Source organism: Paenarthrobacter aurescens, assembly GCF_041549525.1.
Taxonomy (GTDB): domain Bacteria; phylum Actinomycetota; class Actinomycetes; order Actinomycetales; family Micrococcaceae; genus Arthrobacter; species Arthrobacter aurescens.
On the sequence record NZ_CP157456.1, the window covers coordinates 1135789 to 1160278 of the forward strand.

Sequence of the window (24490 nt, forward strand, 5' to 3'; positions counted from 1 at the left end):
GTAAATGTGCAAAGTGCATAAACCGGCGGCCCTGTTTTGGGCGTGCACCCGATATCAGCATGTGCGTTACGTCACTAACCTCAGTTCACGGGCCATGTTGCCAGCCAAGTAGTGGGACCACTCCCCAAGAGTCCCCGTCACGGCTGCAGGAATCCGGGCCCACTTCCGTTCGCCTGAACCCTAGGGGTTACTTTGTCCTACGCAAATTACGTCATGCCCGAAGCACGCCGTGCTCCGCGCTGGTCCCTGACAATGGCCTGGTGGGCCCTGTTCTCGGCCATGTTCTGGATCTATGTTGCCGTGGCATCCGCCAACGCTGTTGGCACGGTCAACACCATCATCGGCATGGTCCTGACAATCGCCAGCTACGGTGCCATCAACCTTGTACTGTCCCGGTACGCAGCCAGGACAGGGCTCACCGTGGAGCTCCTGTCCCGGACCCTCTTCGGGATTGTGGGATCCGCGCTCGCCTCCCTGATCTTTGCTGCCACCGCCATTTACTACGCAGTCTTTGAAGGCTCCATCATCGCAGTGGCGTTCCAGAAGTTCTTCGGCGGCGAAATCACCATGTGGTACGCGATCGTGGTGATTTACGCTTTGCCGCTGGTGGCCGGTGGTGTGCAGAACTGGCTGGACCGGCTGAATGGTTGGCTACTGCCCCTGTACTTCGCAGGGCTGGTGGCTGTGGTGGTTGCTGCCACCGCCATCCGCGGAGTCCCGGTGTCCTTCCCCGTAGGTGTTGCAGATGGTCCCGTCCCGGGCTGGCTGACCTCTTACCTGATCTACATGGGTGTGTGGATCATGATGATGTACACGTTCGACTACGCCCGCATGGCCCGTAAAAAGGACGAGAAGTTCCACGGCCGGATCACCTTCGGCTGGGTTTTCTATGCTTTCACTTTCGGTGTCAATGGCCTGGTAGGCATCTACATCATGAGCGCGTGGGGGCTGGCCGGCACGGAGACCGGAGTGGTGGACGCCTTCATATCTTCCTTGGGCATCTTCGGTGTCCTGGTGATTTTTATCTCCCAAACCCGCATCAACACTGCCAACTACTACCTGGCCTCGTCCAACCTTGACGCCTTTGCCACCAGGGTATTCCGGTTGGCATTGCCCCGTTGGGTGTGGGTGATCGTTGCCGGCGCCATTGCCTATCTCCTGATGCTTACCAACGTGCTGTCCTACCTGCTCAAAGCACTCGCGTGGCAGGGTGTGTTCGTCACCGCGTGGGTGGCAATTGCCTTGGTGTACATCGCGTTGAACCGCAGGAACGTACACCAGGTCCCGGAGATCCGGCGCGAACGGCTCTCCGCATTCAGCGCAGGGACGGTTGCGTGGTTGCTGGCCTCGGGCACGGGCATCTTCCTCACCGAACAGACCATGGTTCCGGTCCTGGCCCAGCTTGCACCACTGATCACGGTGGCCCTTGCAGCAGGCGGCTACTTCGTGGCTTACCGGCTTCAGAAGCCGCCGGCCATGGACATCTCCGAGGACGTTCATGTGGACGAGGAGCAGCTCGTCTAGGCTGCCGCCGTCGAATCCTCGCCTTGTTCGCCTGCCGGACCGTTCAACGGTCTGTCAGGCGAACAAGGGCGGGTTTCAGCTCGTGAGGCGTACTACTGAGCCGGCGCGGGAACCGGGAAGAAGACCCGGGGATCCTGCAGCAACGCCGGGTAGTCAAAGTCGCTGCGCTTGATCACGTTGGTGACCTCAAAGTTGCGTGCGAAGCGGCCATCAACAGTGATGGGACGGCCGTGAATGAGGCCGACGGCGAAGCTCTGACCGTCGTCGAACGGGACAGCGAGTTCGGTCTTGCCCGGCAAGGTGTTGAACGCCTTTTCCTGAGCCTGCCGCTTACGCGTGGGCTTCTTTTCCTGTTGCTTGACCGGCCGTTTTTTGGGTCCGCCTACTTGGCGGCGGGACTTCTCCTCTGCGTACACAAACTGGTACTCCTCAGGATCCGCGGCAACGCCTGCCTTGGCTTTGCCGTGCGGGGGCATGGCAACCGTGGTGAGCTGTTCCGGGCGGAGATCCTCAACGTTGGAGCGCAGGATCCACAAGCTGTCTTCCTCCGGGTCTTCCGGGTGGAACTCGTGCTTGGGTTCGGGCCAGACGTACTCCAGCTTTTCCTCGGTGCCGGGGAAGAGCTGCGCGTAGTGCTTGGGGTCCTTGGCGATCAGCTTGGAACGGTGGCTGAGGTGCAGGTCCTCATGTCCAAGCCATGGCGGCATGATGATCCTGGACGCGTAGTCCGGGTGGGCCGCCTGCGGGGCGAACTCCGTGATGTTGGTGCGGGTGTTGTCCGGGTGTCCGCGCGCAATCCACTCATCGGCCATGGCCAGGCCGTACATGGTGAGCGCCGGCACGTGGCCCATCCACATGCGCACGGCGGGGTGGGACTGCCAACCGTACTCCGGGATCACCAACGCGCGGAGAACCTGGAGGGCTTCGACGCGCTGTTTGCCGAGCCTTGAAGTGTCCAGCGCCGCGGCGCTCTCACGGAAATCGGCGAAAGGGAGGAAAGTCTGCATCCTTTCAGTTTGAGGGTGCAGGGCTTGAGAACCAAGTTGAGTGCTCCGGGACACGTGCAGCCGTTGGGGCCTAGAGTTGCAGGGTGGAAACTTTTGGCGAGAAAACTACTGCCCCGGCGCCTCCGGTTGCCGAACTGCACCTGCACATTGAAGGGACTCTCCAGCCAGAGCTGATCTTTGCCCTGGCCGAACGAAACGGCATGGAACTGCCGTACCAAGACATTGACGAACTCCGGGAAAAGTACGAGTTCACTGATCTTCAGTCCTTCCTGGACCTGTACTACGCCAACATGGCCGTCCTGCAAACCGAGCAGGATTTCACCGATATGACCCGCGCCTACCTGAAGCGGGCAGCCGCCGGGGGAGTGCGTCACGCGGAAATCATGATGGATCCCCAGGCCCACATTTCCCGCGGCGTAGCTCTTGAAACCTGCGTCAATGGTGTGGCCAACGCCCTGGCTACCTCCGAAGAAGACTTCGGCATCTCCACTCTCCTCATTGCTGCCTTCCTGCGTGACATGTCCGAGGATTCGGCGATCGATGTCCTGGACCAGCTCCTGGCCATGCACGCTCCCATCGCCGGTATTGGCCTGGACTCGGCAGAGGTGGGAAATCCGCCGTCGAAATTTGAGCGCCTGTACCAGCGCGCCGGCGAGGCCGGTTTGCGGAGGATCGCCCACGCCGGTGAGGAAGGACCAGCGTCCTACATCACCGAGGCGCTGGACGTCCTTCATGTCGAAAGGATCGATCACGGCATCCGGTGCATGGAGGACACGGACGTTGTGCAGCGGCTCGTTGCCGAACAGGTTCCGCTGACAGTCTGCCCTCTGTCCAACGTCAGGCTCCGCGCCGTGGATAAGCTTGCGGACCACCCCTTGCCCGAAATGCTGGCGATCGGCCTGAACGTTTGCGTGAACTCGGATGACCCCGCCTACTTTGGCGGCTACGTGGACGAGAACTTCGAGCAGCTGGTGAAGATCCTGGAGTTCTCCGTGCCCGAACAAGCCACCTTGGCAGCAAACTCCATCCGTTCTTCCTTCGCCAGCGAGGCCCGCAAAGCGGAGCTGCTGGACGAGGTCACGGAATGGGTCAAGATCTCCATCACGCCGGCCTGAAACGCTGCAGCCGAGACCCGCACCTCACTTGCGGCGCCTCGAAAGTCACACTCAGTCACGACACACGGTGTTTACCTTCCGCAGTCGCGGGAATTAACAATTCATTGGCAAACTTTTATGGAGTATCCACCGTTGAAGGAGAAGCATGGGCGCGAATACCGCCGAGAACACCAACCTTCGTCTGAAGGCTGTACTGGACATCCTCGCTGAGAGCGTATGGTCCGGTGCAACGCTGAACGCCGGCGAGGTGCTGGCCGAAGCGATCGTCCGGGTACCTTTCAATGACCACGAGGCCGAACTTCTCAGTGGCGGCATTCCCCGCGGCCACAAGACCCTCACCTCGGCTTCGGCCAAGCTGGTCAAAGCCGGCTGGCTGGTCAAGGGCCGTTCGGGCTGGACCATCCCGGAGGACGGCCTGCGTGCCACGGTGGCCTTCGGGGATGCGGCGGCTTTTGGGGCAGCGCTCGACGCCGGAACCCCGGTTCCTGCCGACGTCGCCGTACCAACGGCCCCGCCGGTGAAGCCCCAAGCCAAGAAGACAGCGGCCACCAAGCGCGCCGCCGCCAAGAAAGCCACCGAGCCCAAAGTTGCAGCCGCTGAGGTATCTGAGCCCAAGGTTGCTGCCGCCAAGGTCTCCGCGCCCAAAGCCAGGGCCACAACGGCCAAGGCCGCAACAGCCAAAGCCGAACCCGCTCCGAAGAAGTCCACCCGCAAGGCGCCGGCGAAAGCAGCGGCGGCCTCCGGCGTCGAGACCCAGCCTCAGCCGGACGCTGTGGCGATCGCCGGTGACTTCAACAAGATCCTGGGGGCACCTGAGGATTGGGCTCCGCAGTACGACGAAGCCCAGATGGAATTCAATCCGCTGGTGCAGCTGTGGACGCTGACCGCTGAACTGCCTGCCGGTTTCTACACCTACAAGATCGCGCTTAACCGCTCGTGGGATGAGAACTATGGTGCCTTTGGCGTCCGTGACGGCGCCAACCATGAACTGAACCACGACGGCGGCCCCGTCACCATCACGTACAGCCACGCGACGCGGGACATCGTGATCGGCTAGGCTTGCCGGCTCAAAACCCGCCCCTGTTCGCTCTTCTCTCCGTTCACCGGGGAGTGGGACGGGCAGGGGCGGGTTTGGTTAAGGTGGACCCATGACTGACGAAGCCCTTCGCCTCACAGCCCGTGTCACCGGTGTGGTCCAGGGCGTGGGTTTTCGATATTGGACTGCCCGGAAAGCTGACGAGCTGCATTTGAAGGGGACGGTACGCAACAGCGCGGACGGTTCCGTGGAGTTGGTTGCCGAGGGATCGGCGGCTGACGTCGACAGCATCGTGAAGTGGCTTCACTCGTCGCATGCGCCGGGCCGGGTGGAGAACGTTGATTTCCAGGTTTCCGGGGCCACAGGGGAATTCCACGACTTCCGGATTATTGATTAGCGCCTAAGCCGTTTCAGGCCGGCCGTGTGGCTGTGCGCGTCGCTTCGATGTAGTGCTCCAGCGGCTTCAACGCAGGCTGGGAGGAAGAATCCCGCACCGCATCGGCGCCCACGGCGTTTGCTGCGGCCAAAGCGTGCGAATACTCCAGCCCTGTCCTGAGTCCAAGCACCAATGCCGCACAGAAAGCATCCCCGGCGCCGATGGTGTTGGCAATGTTCGTGACCCGGACGGCCGGTGCCTCCGCCACCCTCTCGCCGTCCACGAAGATTGCCGAGCCTTCGCCGCCATAGGTCACGGCCACCAGCGGGGCGTTCCGGAGTGCCGGGATCAGCTCGTATTCCGTCTCATTCACGATCACAAGGTCGCAGCGTTCCAAAAGCTCGGGGAGGAGCGGCGCGGCCGGGGCTGCGTTCAAAGCGAAGAATCCTTTGGCGCTGCGAGCGGCTTCCAGCACCACTTCCTGATCCACTTCCAGCTGGCAGAGCACGGCTTCCTCGGCCCCGAAGGCAACTCCGTCCACGCTCACTGAGCCGTTGGCTCCCGGGCACACCACAATCTGGTTCTCACCCTCGCCATCCACCAGCACCAAAGCGGTTCCGGTGGGCTCGTCCACGCGGGCTATGTCCGTAACGTCGACGCCGGCACTTGCCATCGCGGTGATGAGGTTGCGGCCGGCGTCGTCCTTGCCCACTGCCCCCACCATGCGCGAGCTTCCCGCCAGCCGGGCTGCAGCGACTGCCTGATTGGCGCCTTTGCCGCCTGGTTGCTGGCGGAGAACGCCTCCGCCCACGGTTTCACCCGGTGACGGGAGACGGCTGGCCGTGGCCGTGATGTCCAGGTTGATGCTTCCAACCACGGTGAGGGTGGGGTAGGAATTGGGCGCAGAAGACTGAGGGGTGGTGCTCATGGGAGGTCCTTTTCGGGTGTGCCTTGGGGAAGGTCAGGAGGATTGGATGACGGAGAGGTGCCCGGCCTTGGCAGCCACCAGGCACTTGGCCAGATAGAACGGGGCGCCATTTCGGCGCACGTATTGCGTGAGGACCAGTACGGGATCGGAGGGACGAAGCCCGAGCAATTTCGCACGACTGGGCCCGGCAGTGCTCAGGCTGATCTGGCATTCGCCCGGTCCCAGTGCCGCCCCGGGTAGCCCTCCCAAGACTTCCAGCAGTGTTGACGCGGGCAGCGTGGGAGCCTCGGCAGCTTCGGCCAAAGCTTCGGCCTCGGGGATTCCTTGGGCTACGTTCTCCTGGAGATGCGCCAGGGGCTCGCCGTTCCTGATGAGGACGCTTTCCCAGAACCACACGTCCTCGTCAGGCTGCACGCCAATTCCCGGCGCCACGAATTCGGAGGCCGGTTGCTTGATGGCGGCTACGCGCTTGACCTGGATGTCCTGCTCGGTGCCGCCCAAGAGTTGGTCGAACGGGCGGATGTGTTCAATGCCGATCCGGGGGAGCGAATCGGCAACAAAGCGGCCCACTCCACGTCGCGCCCGGGTGAGGCCGTCTTCTTCGAGCAACATCAGCGCTTCCCGGATCACGGTGCGGCTGACGTCCATCATGGTGCCGAGCTCGGTTTCGGTGGGGAGCAGCGAACCTGGCGGCAGGATCTTGGTCCGGATCGCTTCGGCGATGCGGGAGTAGGCCGCGACGCGCAGGGGCTGCCCTGGTTGGGTAGCGATGGGCCGGGACAGGAACTGGACGGCGTTGTCGGTCAAGGGTGCCTCACTTGAGATGGGTTACCGATACTGTACCGGATGACTGTGATAGGTTGCACAAGCTCGTAATACATGCTTGTATAACAACTCACATCTCGTGGCGTACCCAGCGCCCTCGGACAAAGGAGTTTGATGTGAATATCCCCACCGCCACAGGCGCGCAGGCCGTTGACCCGCAGACTGCAGCTGCAGCGGACCCCCAGGCAGCCACAGACGAAGGCCGCTTCCACGGCAAAGCCGCCGCACTGCTGATCACCACGTTGGTCCTGGCCGTGCTGGCCTTCCAGCTCAACGCCAGCATGATTACCCCTGCGCTCCCACACATCGGCTCCTTCTTCGGGGAAACGCCGGAAGCAGTAGCCCAGGTCCAGTCCATGTTCTTCCTGGCCGGCGCAATCTCCGGTCCCGTCATTGGGCGCTGGAGCGACTTCATTGGCCGGCGCAACGCACTCCTCCTGGTCCTGGCCATCATGGGTGCCGGTACCGTGCTGTGCATCTTCGCGCCCAGCCTGCCTTTGCTGGTGGCAGGCCGCTTCATGCAGGGTGTCTCGAGCGCCATCTTTGCGCTCTCCTACATAGTCCTCAATGAGTACCTGCCTGCCCGACTTTTCGGCACCTCCATCGGCATCATCGCTGCCATCAACGGCGGCGTGGGCGGCGTGGATGGCTACTTCGGTGGACTTATGGCCGAGACCTTGGGCTTCCAGTCGATCTTTGTCGCAGTCCTTGTACTGGCCGCGATCGCCGTCGTATGCGTCATCAAAGTGGTCCCGGGCGGTAAGTCCGCCGTCGCTCCCGGCCGGATGGATTGGTGGGGCGCAGGTTCGCTATCCGTGTTCCTGGTGTTCATCACCTACTTCGTGTCCACGGGTTCCTCTGCCGGCTGGACCTCGCCGGCCGCCTTGGGTCTGCTGGCAGGCAGCATCGCATCCTTCACAGCTTTCTGGCTCATCGAGAAGAAGCGCGAAACCCCGCTCGTCGCAGTGCATCACCTCCGTTCACGCCAAGTGTGGCCGGTCATCGCAACCACCGTGCTGACCCTGGCAGGCATCTTTGCCATCATCAACTTCACTGTGGTGCTGCTGAGCCAGGACAAGGAAAACGGCTTTGGACTGTCCGCTTCAGTGGCTGCTCTCCTGTTCCTCACCCCGGCAGCGCTCATCGGCGTCTTCGCTGCTCCGCTCGCGGGCTGGATCGCCGACCGCCGCGGCTGGATCAAAACCGTGCGCGTAGGTACGGCCACCAGCCTTGCCTGTGCCATCGCTGCTGCACTGTTTGCCCACAACCAGATCGCAGTCCTCATCGCTATCGCGGCACTGGGCATCTTCTACAACGGCTTCTTCCTCACGGCCATCAACGGACTGTCCGTGCTGCTCTCGCCCAAGGAAGCCCCTGCCGCTTTGCCCGGCATCAACGGTGCCTCCTTCGGCATCGGGGCGAGCCTCGGCGTCGTGGTTGTTGCGCCGTTCGCCGGACTGGGCACCGCAGGCGGGTATTCCACGGCCCTCTGGATTTCAGTGTCCATCACCGCCCTGGCCTTCATCGTGAGCCTGTTCATCGCCGCCCCCAAGGGTGAAAAGATCTAGCGCACGACGCCGGCACGTGGCTTGGCGTGCACCTCACCCTTCCTTTTACTTCCCGATACACCTGAAATGAGAGACCATCATGACCCAGCCCGCCCCCTTCTTCCTTGACTGCGATACCGGAATCGACGACGCCCTCGCCCTGGCTTACCTCCTGGCATCCCCACGGGCGGAACTTGTTGGCATCGGTACGGTCAGCGGCAATGTGAGCGCGGCAGGTGGCGCCCGGAACACCTTGGATCTTTTGAATCTGGCCGGCCACCCGGACATCCCCGTAGCTGTGGGGGCGCACGATCCCCAGGTTGGTACCTTCCATGGCGGTGCACCGCACGTCCACGGTGACAACGGGATCGGCGGAGTGGACCTGGTTCCGTCGCTCCGCGAGCCAGTGGAGGCCTCGGCCGCGGAACTACTGGTTCAGCTGGCGCACCAGTACGCGGGGGAGTTGCGCCTGGTGGCAATCGGCCCGTTGACCAACATCGCAGAAGCCCTGCGCCTGGAACCCAAGCTTCCGGAGCTGATTGCTGAAGTCACCATCATGGGCGGTGCCGCGCTCGCGCCGGGAAACATCACAGCTGTTGCCGAAGCCAACATTGCCAACGATCCCGAAGCCGCAGCTGAGGTCCTGGCCGCCGACTGGAGCGTGACCCTGGTGCCGTTGGACGTGACCATGACCAACGTCTTGGAGGAAAACCACCGCCAGGAGCTTCTGGCAACCGAGCACCCGGTCTCGCAGGCGCTGGGGGAGATGCTGGGTTATTACTTCGGGTTCTACGTGGACATCTTCGGACGGGCATGCTCGGCCATGCACGATCCCCTTGCCGCGGCAATTGCCGTCAGGGGCGTGGAGTTGTCGTTGGCACCCACGGTCCGCGTCCAGGTGGACACCACCGGCGGGCCCGGCCGCGGCCAGACGGTCTGCGATCTCCGCGGACAGTACGCCGGGTTCCCGGAACAGCGCGGTGCACGGTGCCGTGTGGTCCTGGAAATCGGTGAAGACTTCGCGCCGCACCTGCTCGGAACCCTGCAGGCAGCCTGGTTGACGGAAGCACAGGCAGCGGCGCCGGTCATCTGACTTACAGCAGCCAAGTGACTGCAGACTCAGGGATTGACGACGACGGCGGCAGCGGCCCGCCGTCGTCGTCTTCCTTGAATCGCGGTTACGCGTACATCAGTGAGCCCGGCGTGGTCAGTGTTTCGCCGGTTTCGAGCCAGGTCTTGAGGCCGGAGAGGATCATGGGCCAGCCACCGTAGAGCTGATCATTGGCGCCTTCGCGGAGCTGATCGTGGGTGACCGTGAGGTGGCAGGAATCTCCTACGGGCTCGATTTCCCAGGTGATCCGCGATGTCCCTTCAGCTTTGACGTCTTCACCCCACAGCGCCCGCATGGTCTGGACGAGCCTGCGCGGGGGATCCACTTCGATGTTCTCGCCCTCGCCGAGCGGAGCATCAGCCTTGACGTTGTGCATTTCAAAACGGCCGCCCGGTGTCCAGTCCGCGGTGAAGGTATTTCCGAACTGGTATTTGCTGCGGATTTCACTGTTGGTGATGGCTTCCCAGAGCCGCTCCGGAGTGGTCTTGATGTAAATCTCGAAGATCTTTTCCATGGGACTTTCCAATCTGGATTTGAGGTCGCTGAGGGCAGCGGCCCATGGTTCTGCGTATTTGCTCACCCAGCGATCATGGATGAGGCGGATAGGAACAGGGTTCAGGAAGTGCAACTTTTCACGACCCCGACGGCGGGTGACCACCAAGCCTGCATCTTCCAGCAGCTTGAGGTGCTTGGCGATGCCGAAACGGGTCATCTCGAACCGGGCTCCCAAGGCGGAGGCAGATTGGCCGTCCTCGCGGAACAGCTCGTCCAGCAGTTCCCTGCGTGTTGGATCTGCCAAGGCCTTGAACACTGCGTCCATGGCTTTAGAATAGGTGACCATTTAGTCACCTGTCAACGGATTTCTTAGCCTTTTACCAGTATCGTCAGTGGCAGCCGCGGCTAGAGGTTAGTGCGCACCACAGCACCCTGGGCGATCACCGTGCTGACCTTCTCCAGGGCCGAGCCGTCGGCCAAGGGATCCGCGTCCACCACCACAACGTCAGCCGCAGAACCCCGGACCAGGCGCCCCACGTTGTCGCCGCGTCCCAGCAACCGGGCGGCGTTCGTGGTTGCGGCCTGCAATGCTTCCAAGGGTGTGAGGCCGGCTTCGGCCAGCAGGCGTGCTTCCGTGCCAATGGGTGTTACATCCGTACCAAAAGAATCGGTGCCGGCAACAATGGTGACTCCGGCGTCCTTGGCCGCCCGCACTGCCGACTGGAGGATGGGTGTGTATTCTGCTCCGCGTGCAGCCAGGATCGGGTTGGAAGAGCGGGCCATGCTGGTGATGGCATCCATGGTGGGTGTGAAGAACGTGCCCCGACGAGCCATCTCCTGAATGGTCTTCTCTGTCATGAAGACGCCGTGCTCGATGCTGCGGACCCCGGCACGGACCGCGCCATCAATTCCCTCAGCGCTGTAGGCGTGGCAGAGGACACCGGCACCCTTGGCGGCCTTAACGATCGCCCCAATCTGGTCCACGTTGTACACCAACTCGCGGGGATCCTGTTCGGGGATGCCCGCCCGCGGGTTAGCGCGGGTCTTGATGACCTCGGCACCGCGCTTGAGGTTAACCCGCGTCAGATACGCGAGGTCCTGCGGCTCCTTGACGCCGCCGCTCAGTGTTGCCAGAGGCGCCAGATCCGGATCAGCCAAGAGCGAGTCTCCCTGATCAGGGGAGATGAACAGGCCGGCAGGGGTCATCCGGGGCGAGAGCCCGGGAGCCCATGACGGGAGGGCGGCCAGGGCAATGTCCTGATAGAAAGTACTCGAACCGCTACGGACGCTGGTGGCTCCACCTTGCAGCAGCGCGCGGGCGTCGGCCAGCGCGTTGGCGTGGACGTGCGCATCCACGAGCCCTGGAAGAACCCACCTGCCGGACGCGTTCAGGACACGCGCACGGCTTCCGACGGCAGCCACGGCCTTGCGCGTTTCGTCTCGCGTGCCCACGGCAGTGACCTTGCCGCCGTCGAGCACTACCACCCCGTCCGCCACGGCGTCGCCGGTTTTCGGGTCCACCACCGTTCCGCCCTCGATGATGAGTGCCTGGGGGGTGAGAGGGCGGCCCGGGTAGTTGGCACCGGACTGGCCATTGTCAGCCAGCGCGGCCGGCGCCGAGGCCAACTGTGCGGCAATGCCTGCGACGGAGATCCCGGCTAGGGCTGCGGCTCCGGCGAGGATTCCGCGACGGGGCAACTCGCCTTGGGGTTTAGGTGCAGAGGTGTGATCGTGAAGGCACATTATTGGACTCCTGGGGAACGAGCTGCTGAGCCGCTACAGGGCTGAAAGAACAGTTGGTATTCCAGAGTGCCTCAGAGTGTGGATGTGATGCAAGTAATATCGCCACATGGCGGTGAGTATGCCCAATCTGGTATGCCATATGGTTTTTCTGCCTGGTCACTACCTGTCGTGGGCCTTAAACTTGATCGCGCCCAAGTTCCCGTGCGCAGCGACGCCGCGATGGGGTCTCTATGTTTTCCGCGGTCTCTATGTTCCCTGCGTTCCCTATGTTCTCTGCGTTCCCTATGTTCTCTGGGGGTGTGTGGTGGTGGTTGCGTCGGGGTTTTTGGTTTGGGTCGATGTGGTGTGGGGGGATGAACCAGGGGACGCCGGTTTTCATGTGGATGCGCCATTGTTCTTTGTGGATGAGGTGGTGGTGGTGGCTGCAGAGGAGTGTGCCGTTGTCGGTGCCGGTGGTGCCGCCGTGGGACCAGTAGGTGGTGTGGTGGGCTTCGCACCAGGGTGCGGGCATGGTGCAGTCGGGGAAGGCGCAGCCACCGTCGCGGGCGGTGATGGCTTTGCGGATGTGGGGTGGGAAGATCCGGGTGGTGCGGCCGATGTCCAGGATTCGGGAGTCGCTGCCGAGCAGGACGGGGATGATGTCGGCGTCGCAGGCGATTTTCCGGATGGTGGTCGGGTGGATCGGGCCCAGAAAAGTCGCCGTCCCTGAGCTGAGGTGGCTACTGGCTGTGGCATTGCGGCCGGGTTGGTCTAGCTGGTGATGGGTGAGTTGTTCGAAGAGGTCGCGGTGGTCGATGGTGACCGTGAGTTGGGGACGGAGTCCGCCGTTGGAAGGCAGTTTCCCGGTGCTCATCGCCACACCGCACGCGCCGACGAGGCCGTCGAGGAGTTTCTGCGCCCGGGAGCGACGGTCCAAGACGGGTCCTGCTTCGGTGTCAGATTCGGTGTTGGTGTTGGTGGCGGCCTCGGATTGGGATGGGTTGGTGAGTCTGGGATTGGTGGCGGTGTTCATGACGGTGGCGAGGGTTTCGTATTGTTCGTCGGTGGCGAAGATCTCGAGGTGGTGGAGTCCGTGGCGACGTCGGCGACGCAGGAATGCGCCTTGGAGCTGGCGGAGTGCTTCTTCGGAGGGCTCGTGGCCGTCTTGATCGATCAGGTCGGTCCAGCGCCGGGCCATCTTGGTCACGAAGTCAGGGTCGGTCTCTATAGCGGTGTTGGTGAGGGCTTTTTCCATCCGGGTGCTGATCTCTTCATCGGCGAGGTGCCGGACTTTGTCCAGGGCGGTGCTGATGATCGTCGCGGACCGTGAGGGCACCAAAGCGGACTCAACAGCGTCGGCGAGGATTTCGCGTCGGGCCGGGACCTCTTGGCCGGTCATTCCCACCCGGGACAGCACCTCGGTTGCGAGAGCGAGCCGGCGCCGGGCCTCCCCGACGCCTATCCGCAACCGTGTCCGAAGGAACTCCGCCGCATTCCGGTACCCATCATCCTGGGCCTGCTGCGCTTCGTGTCGGGTACGTTCCACCGCCTGTGCCGCGACAACCTGCAAGTACTCCAATGACCGGGACATCTCCTCGATCCTGTCGGCAAAGTCGGCGGCCTCCTCGAACCCGAAGAGCGAGACCTCGTCGGCGATGGATTCGCGGAGCGAGTTCAGGGCGTCGGCTGTCTTCTTCATACGAAAACCATGATCCGGGGCCACTGGGTTCGCGTTTGCGGTCGAGCTGAATCCCGACGACCACATCAACGACTCCCGGCCGCGAGGCAGCTCCTTGGATGGGGGGGCGATCCGCGATGGTGACTGCCGCCGTCGTACTTTTGAACTCTGCCAGTCTCTCCGGCACGCCGAGAGAGCTAAGGGGGCCGCGGCGTGGAAGCGCAGGAGCGCGGGACAGCCCCATCCGCTGCGCGATGATCGTCCCGATAGCTCCCATAGAACAAATCTGCCACGGGGCTCTGACATTTTTAGCGGGAAGGGCGTACGCGGCTACGAAGTGATCTGCTCGCGCAGGATATCAGCGTGCCCGCAGTGCTGCGCGAGCTCCCTCAGCATGTGGAGGTAGACCCATCGGAGGGGGAGCGGCCCGCGGCGGTTCCCCAGCAGCAGATCGTCGAGGCCCAACTCAGCAACCGCCCGCCGGGACGCCTCGCTCGCTTCCTGGTGGGCTGCTTGAATGCTGGCGATGGTGTCGTGATCGTCCAGGATGAACGACTCGTCAGGTGACGCCGGGATGCCAATCTCAGCGCGGGGCTTTCGCGTGATGGCTTCGTCAAACCACACCTTCTCCACGAAAGTTGCGTGCTTCACCAAGCCCAGCAGCGTGGTCCGCGACGGGACCAGCCGCCGTCGTGCTTGCTCCTCCGTGAGCCCATCCAGGCTCGCGTTCAGTGCCCTGCGGTGCTCGTCCAGAAAGGTGTCGAACTGCATGCGGGCACTCTGGTTGATGACGTCGTCGGCAACAGGCGGAGGGAGTTCGCTCATCCGAAAACCACCGTGCCGTCGTCGTCGATCTTCCAGCCGGGGTTATGCGCAATCTCCCAGACGATCCCGTTCGGATCCTTAACGTGTCCGTGGAAGATGCCGCCGAACGCACCGGCCTGGGCGGGCTTCAGCACAGTGGCTCCGGCTGCGGCCAGCGCCTCGACGGTGCTGGCGACTTCCTCCGGACTGCCCACGTTATGGGAGAGTGTCACACCGCTGACCCCCGGCGTTGGCTCAGTGGCGCCGAGGTCCTGATCGAACTTTTCGGCGTCGAACAGGCCGAGCATCAGCCCCGGCGCAATCTGGAAGAAGAGAATCTCGCCGGGAACGTCCATGGCCGGATCCCAACCGAGACCGTCCTTATAGAAGGCGCGCGCGGCGTCGAGGTCCGGCGTGGCGAACGTGAGGAAATGTAGTCGCTGGTCCATGGGGGAAGCCTAGCGGGTCCTGTTGAGACCCGGTGGAAGCGTGGGAGGATGGAGCAGTGGAACCCCTCTTCGACTTCCTTGGCAGTTACTGGTGGCTCATTTTCCCTATCGGCGGGATGGCTGGCGGCTGGGCAAGTCAGTGGTCCAAGGCCAGCGCAGAGCGGCACCGGCGCAAGGTGGAGTTGTTGAAGTTGAAGAACCAGCTCGCGGTGCACGAGGAAGCCAACCAGGCCGAGGTAGTCTCGCTGATTGCTGCGCATGATTCCGTGAACCACAGGTGGCTTGAGTACGAGTTGGACGTAGGAAACCTCATCGACTTCCCGCTCATGACGGACGTCCGCGAACCGCTGACTGTCGCGTTCCTGCGGGCCAAGAAAGAAGCAGACGGCTTGCGTCCCGCCAGGCCTGAAGAAATCTCGACGCCGGCCAGGTTGGCTGAGTATCGGGCGGCTGTCCACAGTTACGAACTCGCTTTCGATGTGGCAGAACGCGAGGCCCGGCGCATTAAAGACGGCAATTTCACCGGACCGGAGCGGCAACGGCTGGCCACTGCAAGGAAACTCCTGCGCATTGCAGAGGACACGGCCGCCACTCCCGCTGAGCGCCAAACTGCCTATAAGCGCGCCCGTAAGGAACTCGATGGCCTGATCGTCCTGCCGGAAGCGACCGTCGCCGCACTCGAGAGCAAGATCATCAGCATGCTGGACACCCGCAAGGAACCCGACACAGACGTCCGATCCGCTTGAGGCAGTCGGGCCGTATTTGGAGGCATACCCTCAGCTCAACTCGACGCCCATCACCGTCCGGACCATCGAACCGCCGAGATCGTCCTCGAGGTGCCGCATGCCAAGGCGCTCGGCCACGCGGCGCGAAGCTGCGTTGTCCGGGTGGATGATGGCTACAAGCAAAGCAGCACCAACAACATCCCGGGCGTATTCCAAACACGCCAGGGCCGCTTCAGTTGCGTACCCCCGGCCCTGAAAGTCCCGGCGAACGTGATAGCCGACTTCAAGCTCGGGCCGGCCGTTCACTGACTGCCACGTCAACCCGCAGTCGCCCATGAACCCGCCGTCGAGCGTTTCCACAATCCACAATCCAAATCCGTCGCGTGCATAATTTGCCTGGTTCCAGGCGATCCACTGCTCGGATTCTTCCCGTGACTTCGGCGCGGGGTAGTACGTCATGACGTCGGGGTCACCCAGCATGGAACTCATGTTGTCCAAGTCCGCGAGCGTCATCTCACGGAATCGCAACCGGGCTGTGGGGCGGGGAAGCATTTCCGAAGCCTACCGGCTGCAAGCCAACCGGGGTGCTGTGCGCTCACCACCCACTTTGAGCGTGGCGAGCCACAAAAACAACCAAAAGAGGCTGTATTTGGGCCCGCCATCCATCAAAGAGGGTGGTGAAGACACACGAGCTGAACGAGCTAGCCGCGGCCCATGCTCGTGGAAGGGTCACCGCCGCCCTCGGAAGGGTCCGCGCGCAGGTCATCGGGATCGTCGGTAGGCAGGCCGGCCGGACCTGAGACGTCACCCGAGGTGGCCGAAGCGTCGGCGTCCGTTTGGCTGTCGCGGCGGGCGTCGCCGTCGTCGGTCTCCGTACCTGGGGTGTTGGTGCTGTTGTGATGCGCTGTCCCGCCAGCTGCGTGGCTTGGCCGGTTGTTGTGGGGCGAGAGGTCCTCGTCCATGGCGTTGGAGCCCTCGCTGATGGAGGAGTGAACTTGGATGTCGTCGTCCTTCCGGCCGGGCTCGGGGACGTGGCCGTCGTCAACAGGATCGGAAGTGCCGGCCAGATCTTCCATCGCGTTTTCGGTGGCCTTGCGGATGCTGTCTTCAACGCCCATGAGATGACTCCTTTGCACGAATCGTCCGTATCACGGATCTCGGATTGCATTAGTAAGCCTACTTACTTATGCGAACATACGAAACCCTTCACGGGGTTGACAAATGGCTCTCCGTTCCTCATGTATCCGCAGGTCAAGACCACTCGAGCCGCACTTTGTACCGTTGATCGTTGGGCGATAAGGTATTTGCAGACCGTTTTGCAGAGGGCGGCAATATTCGCTCCTTTGCTGTCTGCTGGGGACGCATTTCAGTCAGTAGGAACGTGCATGGTCAACCCCCGCCCTGAGCAGGAAGCTCTCCAGAATGGATACTTTTTGGATCTCGTCCTGGGCAGCGAAGACGTCGAAGCTTTTCTCGGCGATCTCGCGGCTTTCTCCGCCGAAAGCCTCTCTCACCACCAAACGCCCGTCTTCTGCGGGATCACCGTATTGCGTCGCAAGAAGGCAGCCAGCGCAGCCAGCAGCGACGATCGTGCAAAAGCAATGGACGAGCTCCAAAACGACTTTGATGGTCCTTGCCTCACAGCCATGGACAAGCTCACCCCAGTGATGGTGCCGGACCTCCTTCGCGAGCACCGTTGGCCCGGGTATGTGCAGGCCGCCTCAGACTCCGGCCTCCGATCCATTCTCAGCGTGCCGCTCTTGGTGGAAGGCGATACCCGTGCGGCGTTGAATCTCTACTCCGAGCGGCCGGACGCGTTCAACGATGACGACATCGAGCGGGCCGAAGTCTTCGCGTCCCACGCTTCAAAGTCCTTGCGGCTCGCCCTGAAAATTGCCCAACTTAGTGACGCCCGGAACGATCTTGCGGCAGCCATGCAGTCCCGCACTGTGATTGACCTCGCGGTGGGGGCCATCATGGCGCAGAACCATTGCAGCCAGGACGAGGCTTTCACCATCCTCCGCACGGCGTCCAGCAACCGCAACATCAAGCTGCGACACCTGGCCAAGTCCATCATCTCCGCCGTCTCCTCGGGAAAGATCACCACGCACTTCGAGGAGTAGCCGGATTTACCGCCGCAGCGCGCCCTCCCACACAAGGGTTACCGCGTTGCGCACGCGCTTGCGCGTGGCTTCGAGGTTATTGGCGTCGGTCCCAGGTGCCCGCACCACGAACTGGTAGTAATACAGTCCGTTGATGAGATCGATCATGGCCTCCACATCCACGTCCGGCGAAAGCTCGCCGGAGCTGATGCCGCACCTGATTTCCTCGGCGATGGGTTCGCGGCGCCGGGAAACGTGCCGCTCCCAGGACAGGGCGCGGAGGTGATCGTTCTCCAGGCCCATGGCGATGCGCTTCTTCACCAGCGCGCCCACAGTGCCATCCACATCGGTTGCCGCTTCCTCGTACGAGGCCAGGATGGTCTCAAGGGTGGTGCTCCCACGCTTGAGGCCAATGCTGGAACGGACACTGTCCAAGGCCGCGGCCAGGAGTTCCTCGCGGCTGCTCCAACGCCGGTACAGTGCGGCACGGCTAACGCCAGAACGTTCCGTGATGGCAGAAATTGTCACATCCCGCGTGTCCCGTTCCAGCAATAGCTCCACCGCGGCGGACAGGACCGTGGTTTCCAGTGCGGTGTCGCGTGGCCGGCCGGGCCGCCGCTCAGCAGCAGCAGGAGCCACCGGAGCGGGAGCCACAGAAGCCACGGCATCAGGCATCGTCAACCACCAGTCGTTCGCGAAGCATTGCAATGGTGGCCTCCGACAGACCCGCGTGCCGAATTGGTTCCAGCACACTTCCATGCCGCTCCACGAGGATCCTCTGCATGGCCTCCATCGATTCCGCGTGCGCCCCCATCATGGCGCCCATGCCCTTGATGGCTTCCTCATCCAGGACCCGGTCCGGCATGAGCCCGCCCATGATCGCCCGGAGCCGGGGGAACAACTGGGGCAGGCGGGTGGCCGTCACTGCGTAGTCTGCGGAGATGGTTGCCGGCGTGGCTCCCAAAGCTGAAAGCACGACGGCGGCGAACACTCCCGTACGGTCCTTACCTGCCGCGCAATGGAAGACGGTTGCACCCTCGCCCATGGCTACCAGGGTGACGCCGAGAGCCAATTGCCGGGCTTGGGTTTCCAGCAGGTTCGCGTACCACGCCCCAACGTGCTCAGGTGTGGTGGCTGCGGACATCATTTCGTGGCTGATGTCCTCGGGCGAGGATACCGAGGCGGTCAACGCGAGGTGGTGATAGTTCACCCCGGGTACCGTCAAGGGGCCACGGCCGGTCATAAGTGCTTCTTCAGCCGAGCGAAGGTCGATCACGGAGGTGACGCCGTCGTCGATCATTTGTTGGGCGAAAGCTGCGGGCATCACGGAGACGTCGTCGCTGCGGAGCAGCACGCCGGGGCGGACGGTGCCACCGGAAACGGGCAGGCCGCCGAGGTCGCGCAGGTTGACGGGAGCGAGATCGAGAGTTTCCAAGAGTGTGTTCCTAGCTGAGCTTCGCACGGTTGAACGCGCTGACCCGGTCGATGATGGTGACCAGCACCACGATGCTGATGATGATGGCGCAAAGGTGTCCGTAATCGTACATGCGCATTGCGGTAGTGAGCTCCAAGCCGATGCCGCCTGCGCCCACCAGGCCAAGGATGGTGGCGCCGCGGACGTTGCCTTCGAACAGGAGCAGTGTGTAGCTGACAAGGAGCGGTGCGGCCTGGGGGAGGACGGCGTAGCTGATGATCTGGCGTTTGTTGGCACCCACCGCGGTGAGCGCTTCTACGGGCCCGGGTTGCACGGATTCCATGGCCTCGGCGTAGACCTTGCCGATGGATCCGATGGAGCCAAGCACAATTGCGAGGATGCCGGCGAAGGGTCCCAGGCCCACTGCGGAGACGAACATCAGGGCGAAAATCAGCTCGGGAATGGAGCGTAGTACATTCAGCACGGCGCGGCAGGATGCGTACACCCATCGGGGTGCGATGTTGCTGGCCGCCCCGAAGCTCAGCAGCAGGGACGCCAGCGCGCCAAGGACCGTTCCCACCAAGGCCATCTGCAATGTTTCGACGAGCAGTTTGATGATGATGCCCCACTTGTCGAACGTGGGCGGGAAGAGGCGGCTGAGGAAGTTGCCCATGTTCGGGATGCCGCTGAGGAGCTTTTCGGGATTGAATCCGGCGCCCATTCCAGCCCAGATGAGCACAGCCGCAATGATGACCCAGAGTGCAGCGCCGCGCGGAGTGGGGAGGCCGAAGGGGCGGGAAAGGCGGAGCCGGTCAGCTTCGGGGAGGCTGGTGTGGATGGTCTTTTCAGTGGGTTTTTCCGGGGCAGTCTCAGTTTTCGAGGAGCTCAGTGTCTTTTCCATAAATCTGGTGCACCTCCTTTTCGGTGATGTTGGTGGCGGGACCGGCAAACACGAGCTCGCCGGAGTGAAGCCCCAGGACACGGTGGGCGTAGCGGCGGGCGAGGCCCACCACGTGAAGGCTGACGATGACGGGGATTTGTTCTTCCCGGGCGATGTCGCGCAGAAGGCCAAGGATGTTCCCGGCGAGGCGAGGGTCCAGGGAGGCAACGGGTTCGTCGGCCAGAATCAGGCGCGGTTGTTGCATCAGCGCGCGGGCAATGGCGACGCGTTGCTGCTCACCGCCACTGAGGCTCCGGCAAGGCTGTTTTGCTTTGTGCGCCAGGCCAACCCGGTCCAGCAAGTCAAGGGCCATGGTCCGTTGTGCCCTGCTGAAGGTTCCCAGCACGTTGAGGGGCCCGGCTGTGTGGAGTCCACCTGTGAGGACGTTGGTCAGGGCGGTCAGGCGCGGCACCAGGTTGAAGTGCTGGAAGACATACCCGACGTCGGACCGCAACTCCCGCAGGCCCGTTGCGTTCTGCTCGGCTACTGGACGTCCCGCGACTTCCAGAGTGTCGGCCGTGAAGGGTGCAATGCCCGTGAGGGTTTTCATGAGCGTCGACTTGCCGGAGCCGGAGTGGCCTAACAGGGCGACGACCTCTCCTGGGTACACGTCCAGATCAATCCCGGAGAGCGCAACTTGCTCACCGTACTGGACCCGAAGCTGACGCGCCCGAACGGTGGGCGTGGCGCCCAAGGCGGGTGCCGTCGTCGTGAGTTTAACAGGCATCAACATGCTCATCGGATGTCCTGGAGGTCCACGCCGATGGACTCGGCCACGTCCACCAGGGGAGCGTAGGTGCTGAACTCCGGATCGGCCGTGGGTTCGCCGGTGATGCCGAAGGTCTTGGAGATTTCCTTGTTGCCGGTCATGAGTGCGGGAAGCTTGGCCTTGAGGGCTTCGCGGGCCTCGTTGTCCAGGTCCTTGCGGACAACAATGGAGATGCCCACGGGGATGGGATCGGACTTGGCGATCACGGCGATCTGGTCCTCTTTGATGACACCTTTTTGGATGAACGTGGGGTAGAGCTGGCGGGCGGTGCAGGCAACATCGACGTTCCCGTTCGCCAGGGCCAGCACGGCGGAGTCATGCGAGCCGGCGAAGGTGCTCTTGTAATCGGTGCCATCCGTCAGGCCAGCCTTTGCAAGCAGCGACTTTGGCATGAAGTAACCGGTGGTGGAACCGGGATCGATGAAGGCCACCTGCTTGCCCTTCACATCCGCCGCGGACTGGATGCCGCTGTCCTTCCTGGCCAGGCAGAAGCTGGCGGGTTCGGTGCTGGCAGGCCATACCAGGAGGGGATCCACACTTTCTGTCTTGTACGCGAGGGCTGCGGAGAATTGGCTGAGGACCGCGACGTCCACGGATCCGTTGCGGACAGCTTCCACAACGCCGAGGTAGTCGGCCGGCTGGAGGTTATTCACCGTTCGGCCGGAAGCTTCACCCACCATGGTGGAAAGTTGGCCCATGATGGCTTGTTCGTCGGGATCGTCGGTTCCTGGCGGGGTGGCGAAGACGAGTTCTGTTTTTGTGTTGGAGCCGGCCGCGTTGGCGTCGCCGGAACAGCCGGCGAGGGCGCCGACGGCCAGGAGGCCGAGAATCGAAGTTGCAATGATGCCTGCACGAGCGTGCATGGTGATGCCTTCCGTCATGTGTTGGGGGTGACGGGAATTACGAAACCAGCAGTATCTGAATCGGAATTACGAGACTGCCGTACTTGAAATGGCGGGAAGGTTAACTGTTTGCGCTCGCCGGGCGGTAGCCCACGAAGTCCGCCCAGTGACCCCGTTTGGTAACCCGAGGCAACCATGGAGCAGACTTGGACGGGTGACCGCCAAGAAACCACGCCCCGGCCTCGCGATTGCCGCGCTGAGCCTCGGGACGGCGCTGAATCCGCTGAACTCGTCCATGATCGCCGTGGCCTTGGTGGTCCTGCGCGAACATTTCGAGCTCGACGTCGCCACCGTCACCTGGGTGATCACGTCCTTCTATCTGGCGTCCGCGGCTGGCCAACCGCTCATGGGCAGGCTCGCTGATCGATTCGGCCCACGCCGCCTGTTCATGTTTGGCATGGCCTTGGTGGCGGTGACCTGCGCCATCGCGCCGTTCCTCCCCAACTTCGCGTTGGTCTGCGTAGCCCGCGCGCTCATGGCTGTAGGGACCGCGACGGCGTACCCGTCCGCCGTCGTGATGGTCACCGAGCTGAGCAAGTTGGCCAACCTGCCCTCCACCAGGCCGCTGGGGCGGATCCAGATGGCCAATACGTCCGCCGCCGCCGTTGGGCCTGTGGTGGGTGGGCTCCTGGTGAGCCTTGTGGGCTGGCAGGCGCTGTTCGCGATCAATGTGCCCATCGCCTTGCTGGCTCTGTTGGTTGTGCGCCAGACCGCGCCCGCAGATTCCGGGCGCGAGACCGGCAAACTTGGCCAACTGATCCGCGATTCCGACATCCCCGGCATCCTTGCCTTCGTCACCTCGCTGATGCTGGCTATGATGGCGCTGCTCAACGTGCTGCCCGGCTACCGCTGGTACCTGCTGGGCGCAGCCACCGTGATCGGCGCGCTATTCGCCTGGCGCGAGCTGCGTTTCCAGCCGCCGTTCCTGGACCTCCGCCTGCTGGGCCGGAACCGCCCGTTGCTGCTGGTTTATCTGCTGTTTGTGGTGTTCAGCGGCGTCTACTACTTTGCGTTCTTCGGCCTTCCGCAGTTGCTGCAGGAGGCAGGGAATTACGACGCCGGAGTGGTGGGCCTGCTCATGCTGCCCCTTGCGGCGTTGTCGGTTGTGGTGACGCCGCTGACCGTGCGGTTCATTGAGCGGTTCGGCGTGCGTTCGGTGCTGATCACCGGGGTGCTGATTCTGACGGTTGCGGCGGGAACGCTCGGCTTCCTGACCATGACGTTGTGGGCACCGCTGGTGTTCGTGCTGACCGCCCTCATGGGTGTTCCGTATGGCGTGGTGAGCACGGCATCTAACCAAGGCCTGTACGTTTCCGCCCGCCCCGAGGAACGGGGAGTGGCTGCCGGGATTTTTCAGACCTGCCGCTACCTCGGGGCCATCACCGCTACTGTGCTGATCGGCGTGCTGTACGGTCCGGGCGTGAATCAGGCGAACTGGGGGATCATGGTGCTGGTGATGCTTGGCCTCAGCGCTGTGGTGCTGGTGCTGGCTGTGATGTGGCGGAAGCCCGCGGTTTAGGGGGTGTCGCTCCATTTAGATGGCTCGCTGCGCATTAGATGTTTCCTACCATCGAATGCGCAGCTGAGCATCGAAACGGGACCCCGGGGTGATCCCAAGGTCCCGATTCGTCTCAGATTCTCAGCGGTTGAGGAATGCCTCGTGCTGGCGGTGCGCTTCCTTCACCTGCTCGCGGATGGCGTCCACGTCCTTGGCCTTGTTGCGGTACTTCAGCGGCATCTGGACGATCTGTGCCTCCTCGGCCGTCAGCGCGCGGTAAATGCGCTCACGCTCGTTGGCATCGGCGGTGTAGTCCAGGTCCAGATAATCGACGGCGTGACGCCGGGCGTTGTTGATGGCCGTCTGTGCCTTGCCGGCCGGGCTGATCAGTGAGAGCACCACGGTGACAATCAGGACGCCGATGATGACACTGAGCGAAAGGCCAGTGGTGATTTCGATGACGTTGACGTGCTCGCCGTCGTTGATGAACGGCAGGTTGTTCTCGTGAAGCGCGTGCAGTATCAGCTTGACGCCGATGAACGCCAGGATGGCCGCCAAGCCGTAGGAGAGGTAGATGAGGCGATCCAGCAGGCCGTCTATCAGGAAGTACAGCTGGCGCAGGCCCATCAGTGAGAACGCGGTGGCCGTGAACACAATGAAGACGTTCTGGGTGAGGCCGAAGATTGCCGGGATGGAGTCAAGCGCGAACAGGATGTCTGTGCCGCCGATGGCCACCATCACCAGGAGCATGGGAGTCAGGGCACGCTTGCCGTTGACGGTAGTGAAGAGCTTGTCGCCGTCGTACTTATCCGTAGTGTGGAAGAGCTTCTTGGCGAGCCGGATCATGAAGTTGTTCGCTTGATTGTCCCCGTGGTCGCCGGGCTTGAGCAGATTGCCTGCCGTCAGCAGGAGGATGAGGCCGAAGATGTAGAACACCCACGCGAAAGAGTTGATCAGCGCGGCGCCCAGGAAAATGAATCCGGTGCGGGCGATCAGCGAGAACACGATGCCGAAGAGCAGGACCTTCTGCTGATCCTCACGCGGCACCCGGAAGCTCGCCATGATGATCAGGAACACGAACAAGTTATCTACCGAGAGAGCCTTCTCCGTGATGTAACCCGCGAAATACTCGGACCCCATCTGGCCGCCGCCAAATATCAGCACGAGGATGCCGAACAACACAGCCAATCCCACATAGATGGAAGACCAAATGGCGGCTTCCTTCAGCGACGGAACGTGCGCTTTGCGGATGTGGAAGAAGTAATCAAAGGCCAAGAGCGCCAGAATGACGACGATGGTGATGCCCCAGATGAGGGGAGAGACGGTCATGTGATCCTGCTTTCGTGAGGCGCGCGATTGGTGTTGCTCACCGAGGGTCAAACTCGTGGGTTTAAATTTACCGGGACTGGCGGTGCGGGCGCTAACTCGGCCTAACGGTTTCTTACGTCCCTCATCGCGTACTTCCCTCTGTACGCTGCGGGAGATCGCGGGAGGCCAGGTTACGTCGTCGTAGCACTGTTCGC

At 62.7% G+C, this 24490-nt stretch carries 25 protein-coding genes; 9 read left to right on the plus strand and 16 right to left on the minus strand.

Going from position 1 to position 24490, the window contains the following annotated elements:
* Positions 1 to 192 precede the first annotated feature (192 nt).
* On the plus strand, positions 193 to 1524 hold the full coding sequence (locus ABI796_RS05395) for a cytosine permease (protein WP_246095867.1): 1332 nt from the start codon (positions 193 to 195) through the stop codon (positions 1522 to 1524).
* Between the two features lie 92 nt (positions 1525 to 1616).
* Here the strand turns inward: ABI796_RS05395 and ABI796_RS05400 are convergent, their stop codons facing one another.
* Positions 1617 to 2531: an MSMEG_6728 family protein gene (locus ABI796_RS05400; protein ID WP_141285433.1), complete on the minus strand. Its 915-nt coding sequence runs from the start codon at positions 2529 to 2531 to the stop codon at positions 1617 to 1619.
* Positions 2532 to 2614: 83 nt separating this feature from the next.
* Here ABI796_RS05400 and ABI796_RS05405 point away from each other — a divergent pair, with 83 nt between their 5' ends.
* From ABI796_RS05405 to ABI796_RS05415, 3 genes are all read left to right on the plus strand, one after another.
* On the plus strand, positions 2615 to 3646 hold the full coding sequence (locus ABI796_RS05405; RefSeq protein WP_141285435.1) for an adenosine deaminase: 1032 nt from the start codon (positions 2615 to 2617) through the stop codon (positions 3644 to 3646).
* A gap of 145 nt (positions 3647 to 3791) precedes the next feature.
* Positions 3792 to 4703: a glycosidase gene (locus ABI796_RS05410; RefSeq protein WP_141285437.1), complete on the plus strand. Its 912-nt coding sequence runs from the start codon at positions 3792 to 3794 to the stop codon at positions 4701 to 4703.
* Between the two features lie 91 nt (positions 4704 to 4794).
* Entirely contained in the window at positions 4795 to 5079 is a 285-nt protein-coding gene (locus ABI796_RS05415) for an acylphosphatase (RefSeq protein WP_141285439.1), read from the plus strand.
* Positions 5080 to 5092: 13 nt separating this feature from the next.
* Here the strand turns inward: ABI796_RS05415 and ABI796_RS05420 are convergent, their stop codons facing one another.
* Positions 5093 to 5986 (minus strand): PfkB family carbohydrate kinase, encoded by an 894-nt coding sequence (locus ABI796_RS05420; protein ID WP_141285441.1) that lies wholly within the window; start codon positions 5984 to 5986, stop codon positions 5093 to 5095.
* 33 nt (positions 5987 to 6019) lie between these two features.
* Positions 6020 to 6793, minus strand: coding sequence for a GntR family transcriptional regulator (locus ABI796_RS05425; RefSeq protein ID WP_141285443.1), 774 nt, complete (start codon positions 6791 to 6793; stop codon positions 6020 to 6022).
* A 134-nt stretch (positions 6794 to 6927) separates the two neighbouring features.
* Here ABI796_RS05425 and ABI796_RS05430 point away from each other — a divergent pair, with 134 nt between their 5' ends.
* Positions 6928 to 8379: an MFS transporter gene (locus ABI796_RS05430; protein ID WP_141285445.1), complete on the plus strand. Its 1452-nt coding sequence runs from the start codon at positions 6928 to 6930 to the stop codon at positions 8377 to 8379.
* Positions 8380 to 8458: 79 nt separating this feature from the next.
* The gene (locus tag ABI796_RS05435; RefSeq protein WP_141285447.1) at positions 8459 to 9451 is read left to right on the plus strand and encodes a nucleoside hydrolase; all 993 of its coding nucleotides are present in this window, start codon (positions 8459 to 8461) and stop codon (positions 9449 to 9451) included.
* A gap of 85 nt (positions 9452 to 9536) precedes the next feature.
* On the opposite strand, the gene ABI796_RS05440 is transcribed toward ABI796_RS05435, so the two are convergent.
* The 5 genes from ABI796_RS05440 to ABI796_RS05460 all read right to left on the minus strand — a co-directional run bounded on the left by ABI796_RS05440 (position 9537) and on the right by ABI796_RS05460 (position 14617).
* Positions 9537 to 10289, minus strand: coding sequence for a metalloregulator ArsR/SmtB family transcription factor (locus ABI796_RS05440; RefSeq protein ID WP_141285473.1), 753 nt, complete (start codon positions 10287 to 10289; stop codon positions 9537 to 9539).
* Between the two features lie 80 nt (positions 10290 to 10369).
* Complete coding sequence (locus ABI796_RS05445) at positions 10370 to 11707, minus strand: amidohydrolase family protein (RefSeq protein WP_141285449.1); 1338 nt, start codon at positions 11705 to 11707, stop codon at positions 10370 to 10372.
* A gap of 175 nt (positions 11708 to 11882) precedes the next feature.
* Positions 11883 to 13385 carry an HNH endonuclease signature motif containing protein gene (locus ABI796_RS05450; RefSeq protein WP_344762507.1) on the minus strand — a complete coding sequence of 501 codons (1503 nt, stop codon included), beginning with the start codon at positions 13383 to 13385 and terminating at the stop codon, positions 11883 to 11885.
* A 309-nt stretch (positions 13386 to 13694) separates the two neighbouring features.
* Positions 13695 to 14189, minus strand: a complete 495-nt coding sequence (locus tag ABI796_RS05455; RefSeq protein WP_141283153.1) for a DinB family protein — start codon at positions 14187 to 14189, stop codon at positions 13695 to 13697.
* Positions 14186 to 14617, minus strand: coding sequence for a VOC family protein (locus tag ABI796_RS05460; RefSeq protein WP_141283152.1), 432 nt, complete (start codon positions 14615 to 14617; stop codon positions 14186 to 14188). The genes ABI796_RS05455 and ABI796_RS05460 overlap by 4 nt, the downstream gene beginning before the upstream one ends.
* Positions 14618 to 14673: 56 nt before the next feature.
* On the opposite strand from ABI796_RS05460, the gene ABI796_RS05465 reads away from it, so the two are divergent.
* Positions 14674 to 15363, plus strand: coding sequence for a hypothetical protein (locus ABI796_RS05465; protein ID WP_141283151.1), 690 nt, complete (start codon positions 14674 to 14676; stop codon positions 15361 to 15363).
* A 30-nt stretch (positions 15364 to 15393) separates the two neighbouring features.
* Here ABI796_RS05465 and ABI796_RS05470 read toward each other — a convergent pair whose 3' ends face one another.
* Together ABI796_RS05470 and ABI796_RS05475 are read right to left on the minus strand one after the other, a co-directional pair.
* The gene (locus tag ABI796_RS05470) at positions 15394 to 15894 is read right to left on the minus strand and encodes a GNAT family N-acetyltransferase (RefSeq protein WP_141283150.1); all 501 of its coding nucleotides are present in this window, start codon (positions 15892 to 15894) and stop codon (positions 15394 to 15396) included.
* A 149-nt stretch (positions 15895 to 16043) separates the two neighbouring features.
* Positions 16044 to 16460, minus strand: a complete 417-nt coding sequence (locus tag ABI796_RS05475; RefSeq protein WP_246095750.1) for a hypothetical protein — start codon at positions 16458 to 16460, stop codon at positions 16044 to 16046.
* Between the two features lie 267 nt (positions 16461 to 16727).
* On the opposite strand from ABI796_RS05475, the gene ABI796_RS05480 reads away from it, so the two are divergent.
* On the plus strand, positions 16728 to 17465 hold the full coding sequence (locus tag ABI796_RS05480; protein ID WP_141283149.1) for a GAF and ANTAR domain-containing protein: 738 nt from the start codon (positions 16728 to 16730) through the stop codon (positions 17463 to 17465).
* Between the two features lie 6 nt (positions 17466 to 17471).
* Here ABI796_RS05480 and ABI796_RS05485 read toward each other — a convergent pair whose 3' ends face one another.
* The 5 genes from ABI796_RS05485 to phnD are packed head-to-tail and all read right to left on the minus strand — an operon-like array spanning position 17472 to position 21430.
* Positions 17472 to 18119: a TetR/AcrR family transcriptional regulator gene (locus ABI796_RS05485; protein WP_170224895.1), complete on the minus strand. Its 648-nt coding sequence runs from the start codon at positions 18117 to 18119 to the stop codon at positions 17472 to 17474.
* Positions 18112 to 18879 carry a tyrosine-protein phosphatase gene (locus ABI796_RS05490; RefSeq protein ID WP_170224894.1) on the minus strand — a complete coding sequence of 256 codons (768 nt, stop codon included), beginning with the start codon at positions 18877 to 18879 and terminating at the stop codon, positions 18112 to 18114. The genes ABI796_RS05485 and ABI796_RS05490 overlap by 8 nt, the downstream gene beginning before the upstream one ends.
* 10 nt (positions 18880 to 18889) lie before the next feature.
* The gene (phnE, locus tag ABI796_RS05495; RefSeq protein ID WP_141283146.1) at positions 18890 to 19759 is read right to left on the minus strand and encodes a phosphonate ABC transporter, permease protein PhnE; all 870 of its coding nucleotides are present in this window, start codon (positions 19757 to 19759) and stop codon (positions 18890 to 18892) included.
* Positions 19728 to 20525: a phosphonate ABC transporter ATP-binding protein gene (gene phnC / locus ABI796_RS05500; RefSeq protein WP_246095749.1), complete on the minus strand. Its 798-nt coding sequence runs from the start codon at positions 20523 to 20525 to the stop codon at positions 19728 to 19730. Before phnC ends, phnE begins: the two co-directional genes overlap by 32 nt.
* 8 nt (positions 20526 to 20533) lie before the next feature.
* A complete protein-coding gene (phnD, locus tag ABI796_RS05505) occupies positions 20534 to 21430 on the minus strand; it encodes a phosphate/phosphite/phosphonate ABC transporter substrate-binding protein (protein WP_170224893.1) in 897 nt (298 codons plus the stop codon).
* Between the two features lie 193 nt (positions 21431 to 21623).
* Between phnD and ABI796_RS05510 the strand changes: the two genes are divergently transcribed.
* Complete coding sequence (locus tag ABI796_RS05510; protein ID WP_141283143.1) at positions 21624 to 22988, plus strand: MFS transporter; 1365 nt, start codon at positions 21624 to 21626, stop codon at positions 22986 to 22988.
* Between the two features lie 120 nt (positions 22989 to 23108).
* Here the strand turns inward: ABI796_RS05510 and ABI796_RS05515 are convergent, their stop codons facing one another.
* On the minus strand, positions 23109 to 24296 hold the full coding sequence (locus ABI796_RS05515; protein ID WP_141283142.1) for a TerC family protein: 1188 nt from the start codon (positions 24294 to 24296) through the stop codon (positions 23109 to 23111).
* Between the last annotated feature and the right edge of the window lie 194 nt (positions 24297 to 24490).

Excerpts from the sequence above, each read along its gene's own strand:
- ABI796_RS05400 (WP_141285433.1), bottom strand. The coding sequence starts at position 2,531 with ATGCAGACTTTCCTCCCTTTCGCCGATTTCCGTGAGAGCGCCGCGGCG.
- ABI796_RS05410 (WP_141285437.1), top strand. The coding sequence starts at position 3,792 with ATGGGCGCGAATACCGCCGAGAACACCAACCTTCGTCTGAAGGCTGTA.
- ABI796_RS05415 (WP_141285439.1), top strand. The coding sequence starts at position 4,795 with ATGACTGACGAAGCCCTTCGCCTCACAGCCCGTGTCACCGGTGTGGTC.
- ABI796_RS05420 (WP_141285441.1), bottom strand. The coding sequence starts at position 5,986 with ATGAGCACCACCCCTCAGTCTTCTGCGCCCAATTCCTACCCCACCCTC.
- ABI796_RS05435 (WP_141285447.1), top strand. The coding sequence starts at position 8,459 with ATGACCCAGCCCGCCCCCTTCTTCCTTGACTGCGATACCGGAATCGAC.
- ABI796_RS05440 (WP_141285473.1), bottom strand. The coding sequence starts at position 10,289 with ATGGACGCAGTGTTCAAGGCCTTGGCAGATCCAACACGCAGGGAACTG.
- ABI796_RS05445 (WP_141285449.1), bottom strand. The coding sequence starts at position 11,707 with ATGTGCCTTCACGATCACACCTCTGCACCTAAACCCCAAGGCGAGTTG.
- ABI796_RS05450 (WP_344762507.1), bottom strand. The coding sequence starts at position 13,385 with ATGAAGAAGACAGCCGACGCCCTGAACTCGCTCCGCGAATCCATCGCC.
- ABI796_RS05455 (WP_141283153.1), bottom strand. The coding sequence starts at position 14,189 with ATGAGCGAACTCCCTCCGCCTGTTGCCGACGACGTCATCAACCAGAGT.
- ABI796_RS05460 (WP_141283152.1), bottom strand. The coding sequence starts at position 14,617 with ATGGACCAGCGACTACATTTCCTCACGTTCGCCACGCCGGACCTCGAC.
- ABI796_RS05470 (WP_141283150.1), bottom strand. The coding sequence starts at position 15,894 with ATGCTTCCCCGCCCCACAGCCCGGTTGCGATTCCGTGAGATGACGCTC.
- ABI796_RS05475 (WP_246095750.1), bottom strand. The coding sequence starts at position 16,460 with ATGGGCGTTGAAGACAGCATCCGCAAGGCCACCGAAAACGCGATGGAA.
- ABI796_RS05480 (WP_141283149.1), top strand. The coding sequence starts at position 16,728 with ATGGTCAACCCCCGCCCTGAGCAGGAAGCTCTCCAGAATGGATACTTT.
- ABI796_RS05485 (WP_170224895.1), bottom strand. The coding sequence starts at position 18,119 with ATGCCTGATGCCGTGGCTTCTGTGGCTCCCGCTCCGGTGGCTCCTGCT.
- phnE (WP_141283146.1), bottom strand. The coding sequence starts at position 19,759 with ATGGAAAAGACACTGAGCTCCTCGAAAACTGAGACTGCCCCGGAAAAA.
- phnC (WP_246095749.1), bottom strand. The coding sequence starts at position 20,525 with ATGCCTGTTAAACTCACGACGACGGCACCCGCCTTGGGCGCCACGCCC.
- phnD (WP_170224893.1), bottom strand. The coding sequence starts at position 21,430 with ATGCACGCTCGTGCAGGCATCATTGCAACTTCGATTCTCGGCCTCCTG.
- ABI796_RS05515 (WP_141283142.1), bottom strand. The coding sequence starts at position 24,296 with ATGACCGTCTCTCCCCTCATCTGGGGCATCACCATCGTCGTCATTCTG.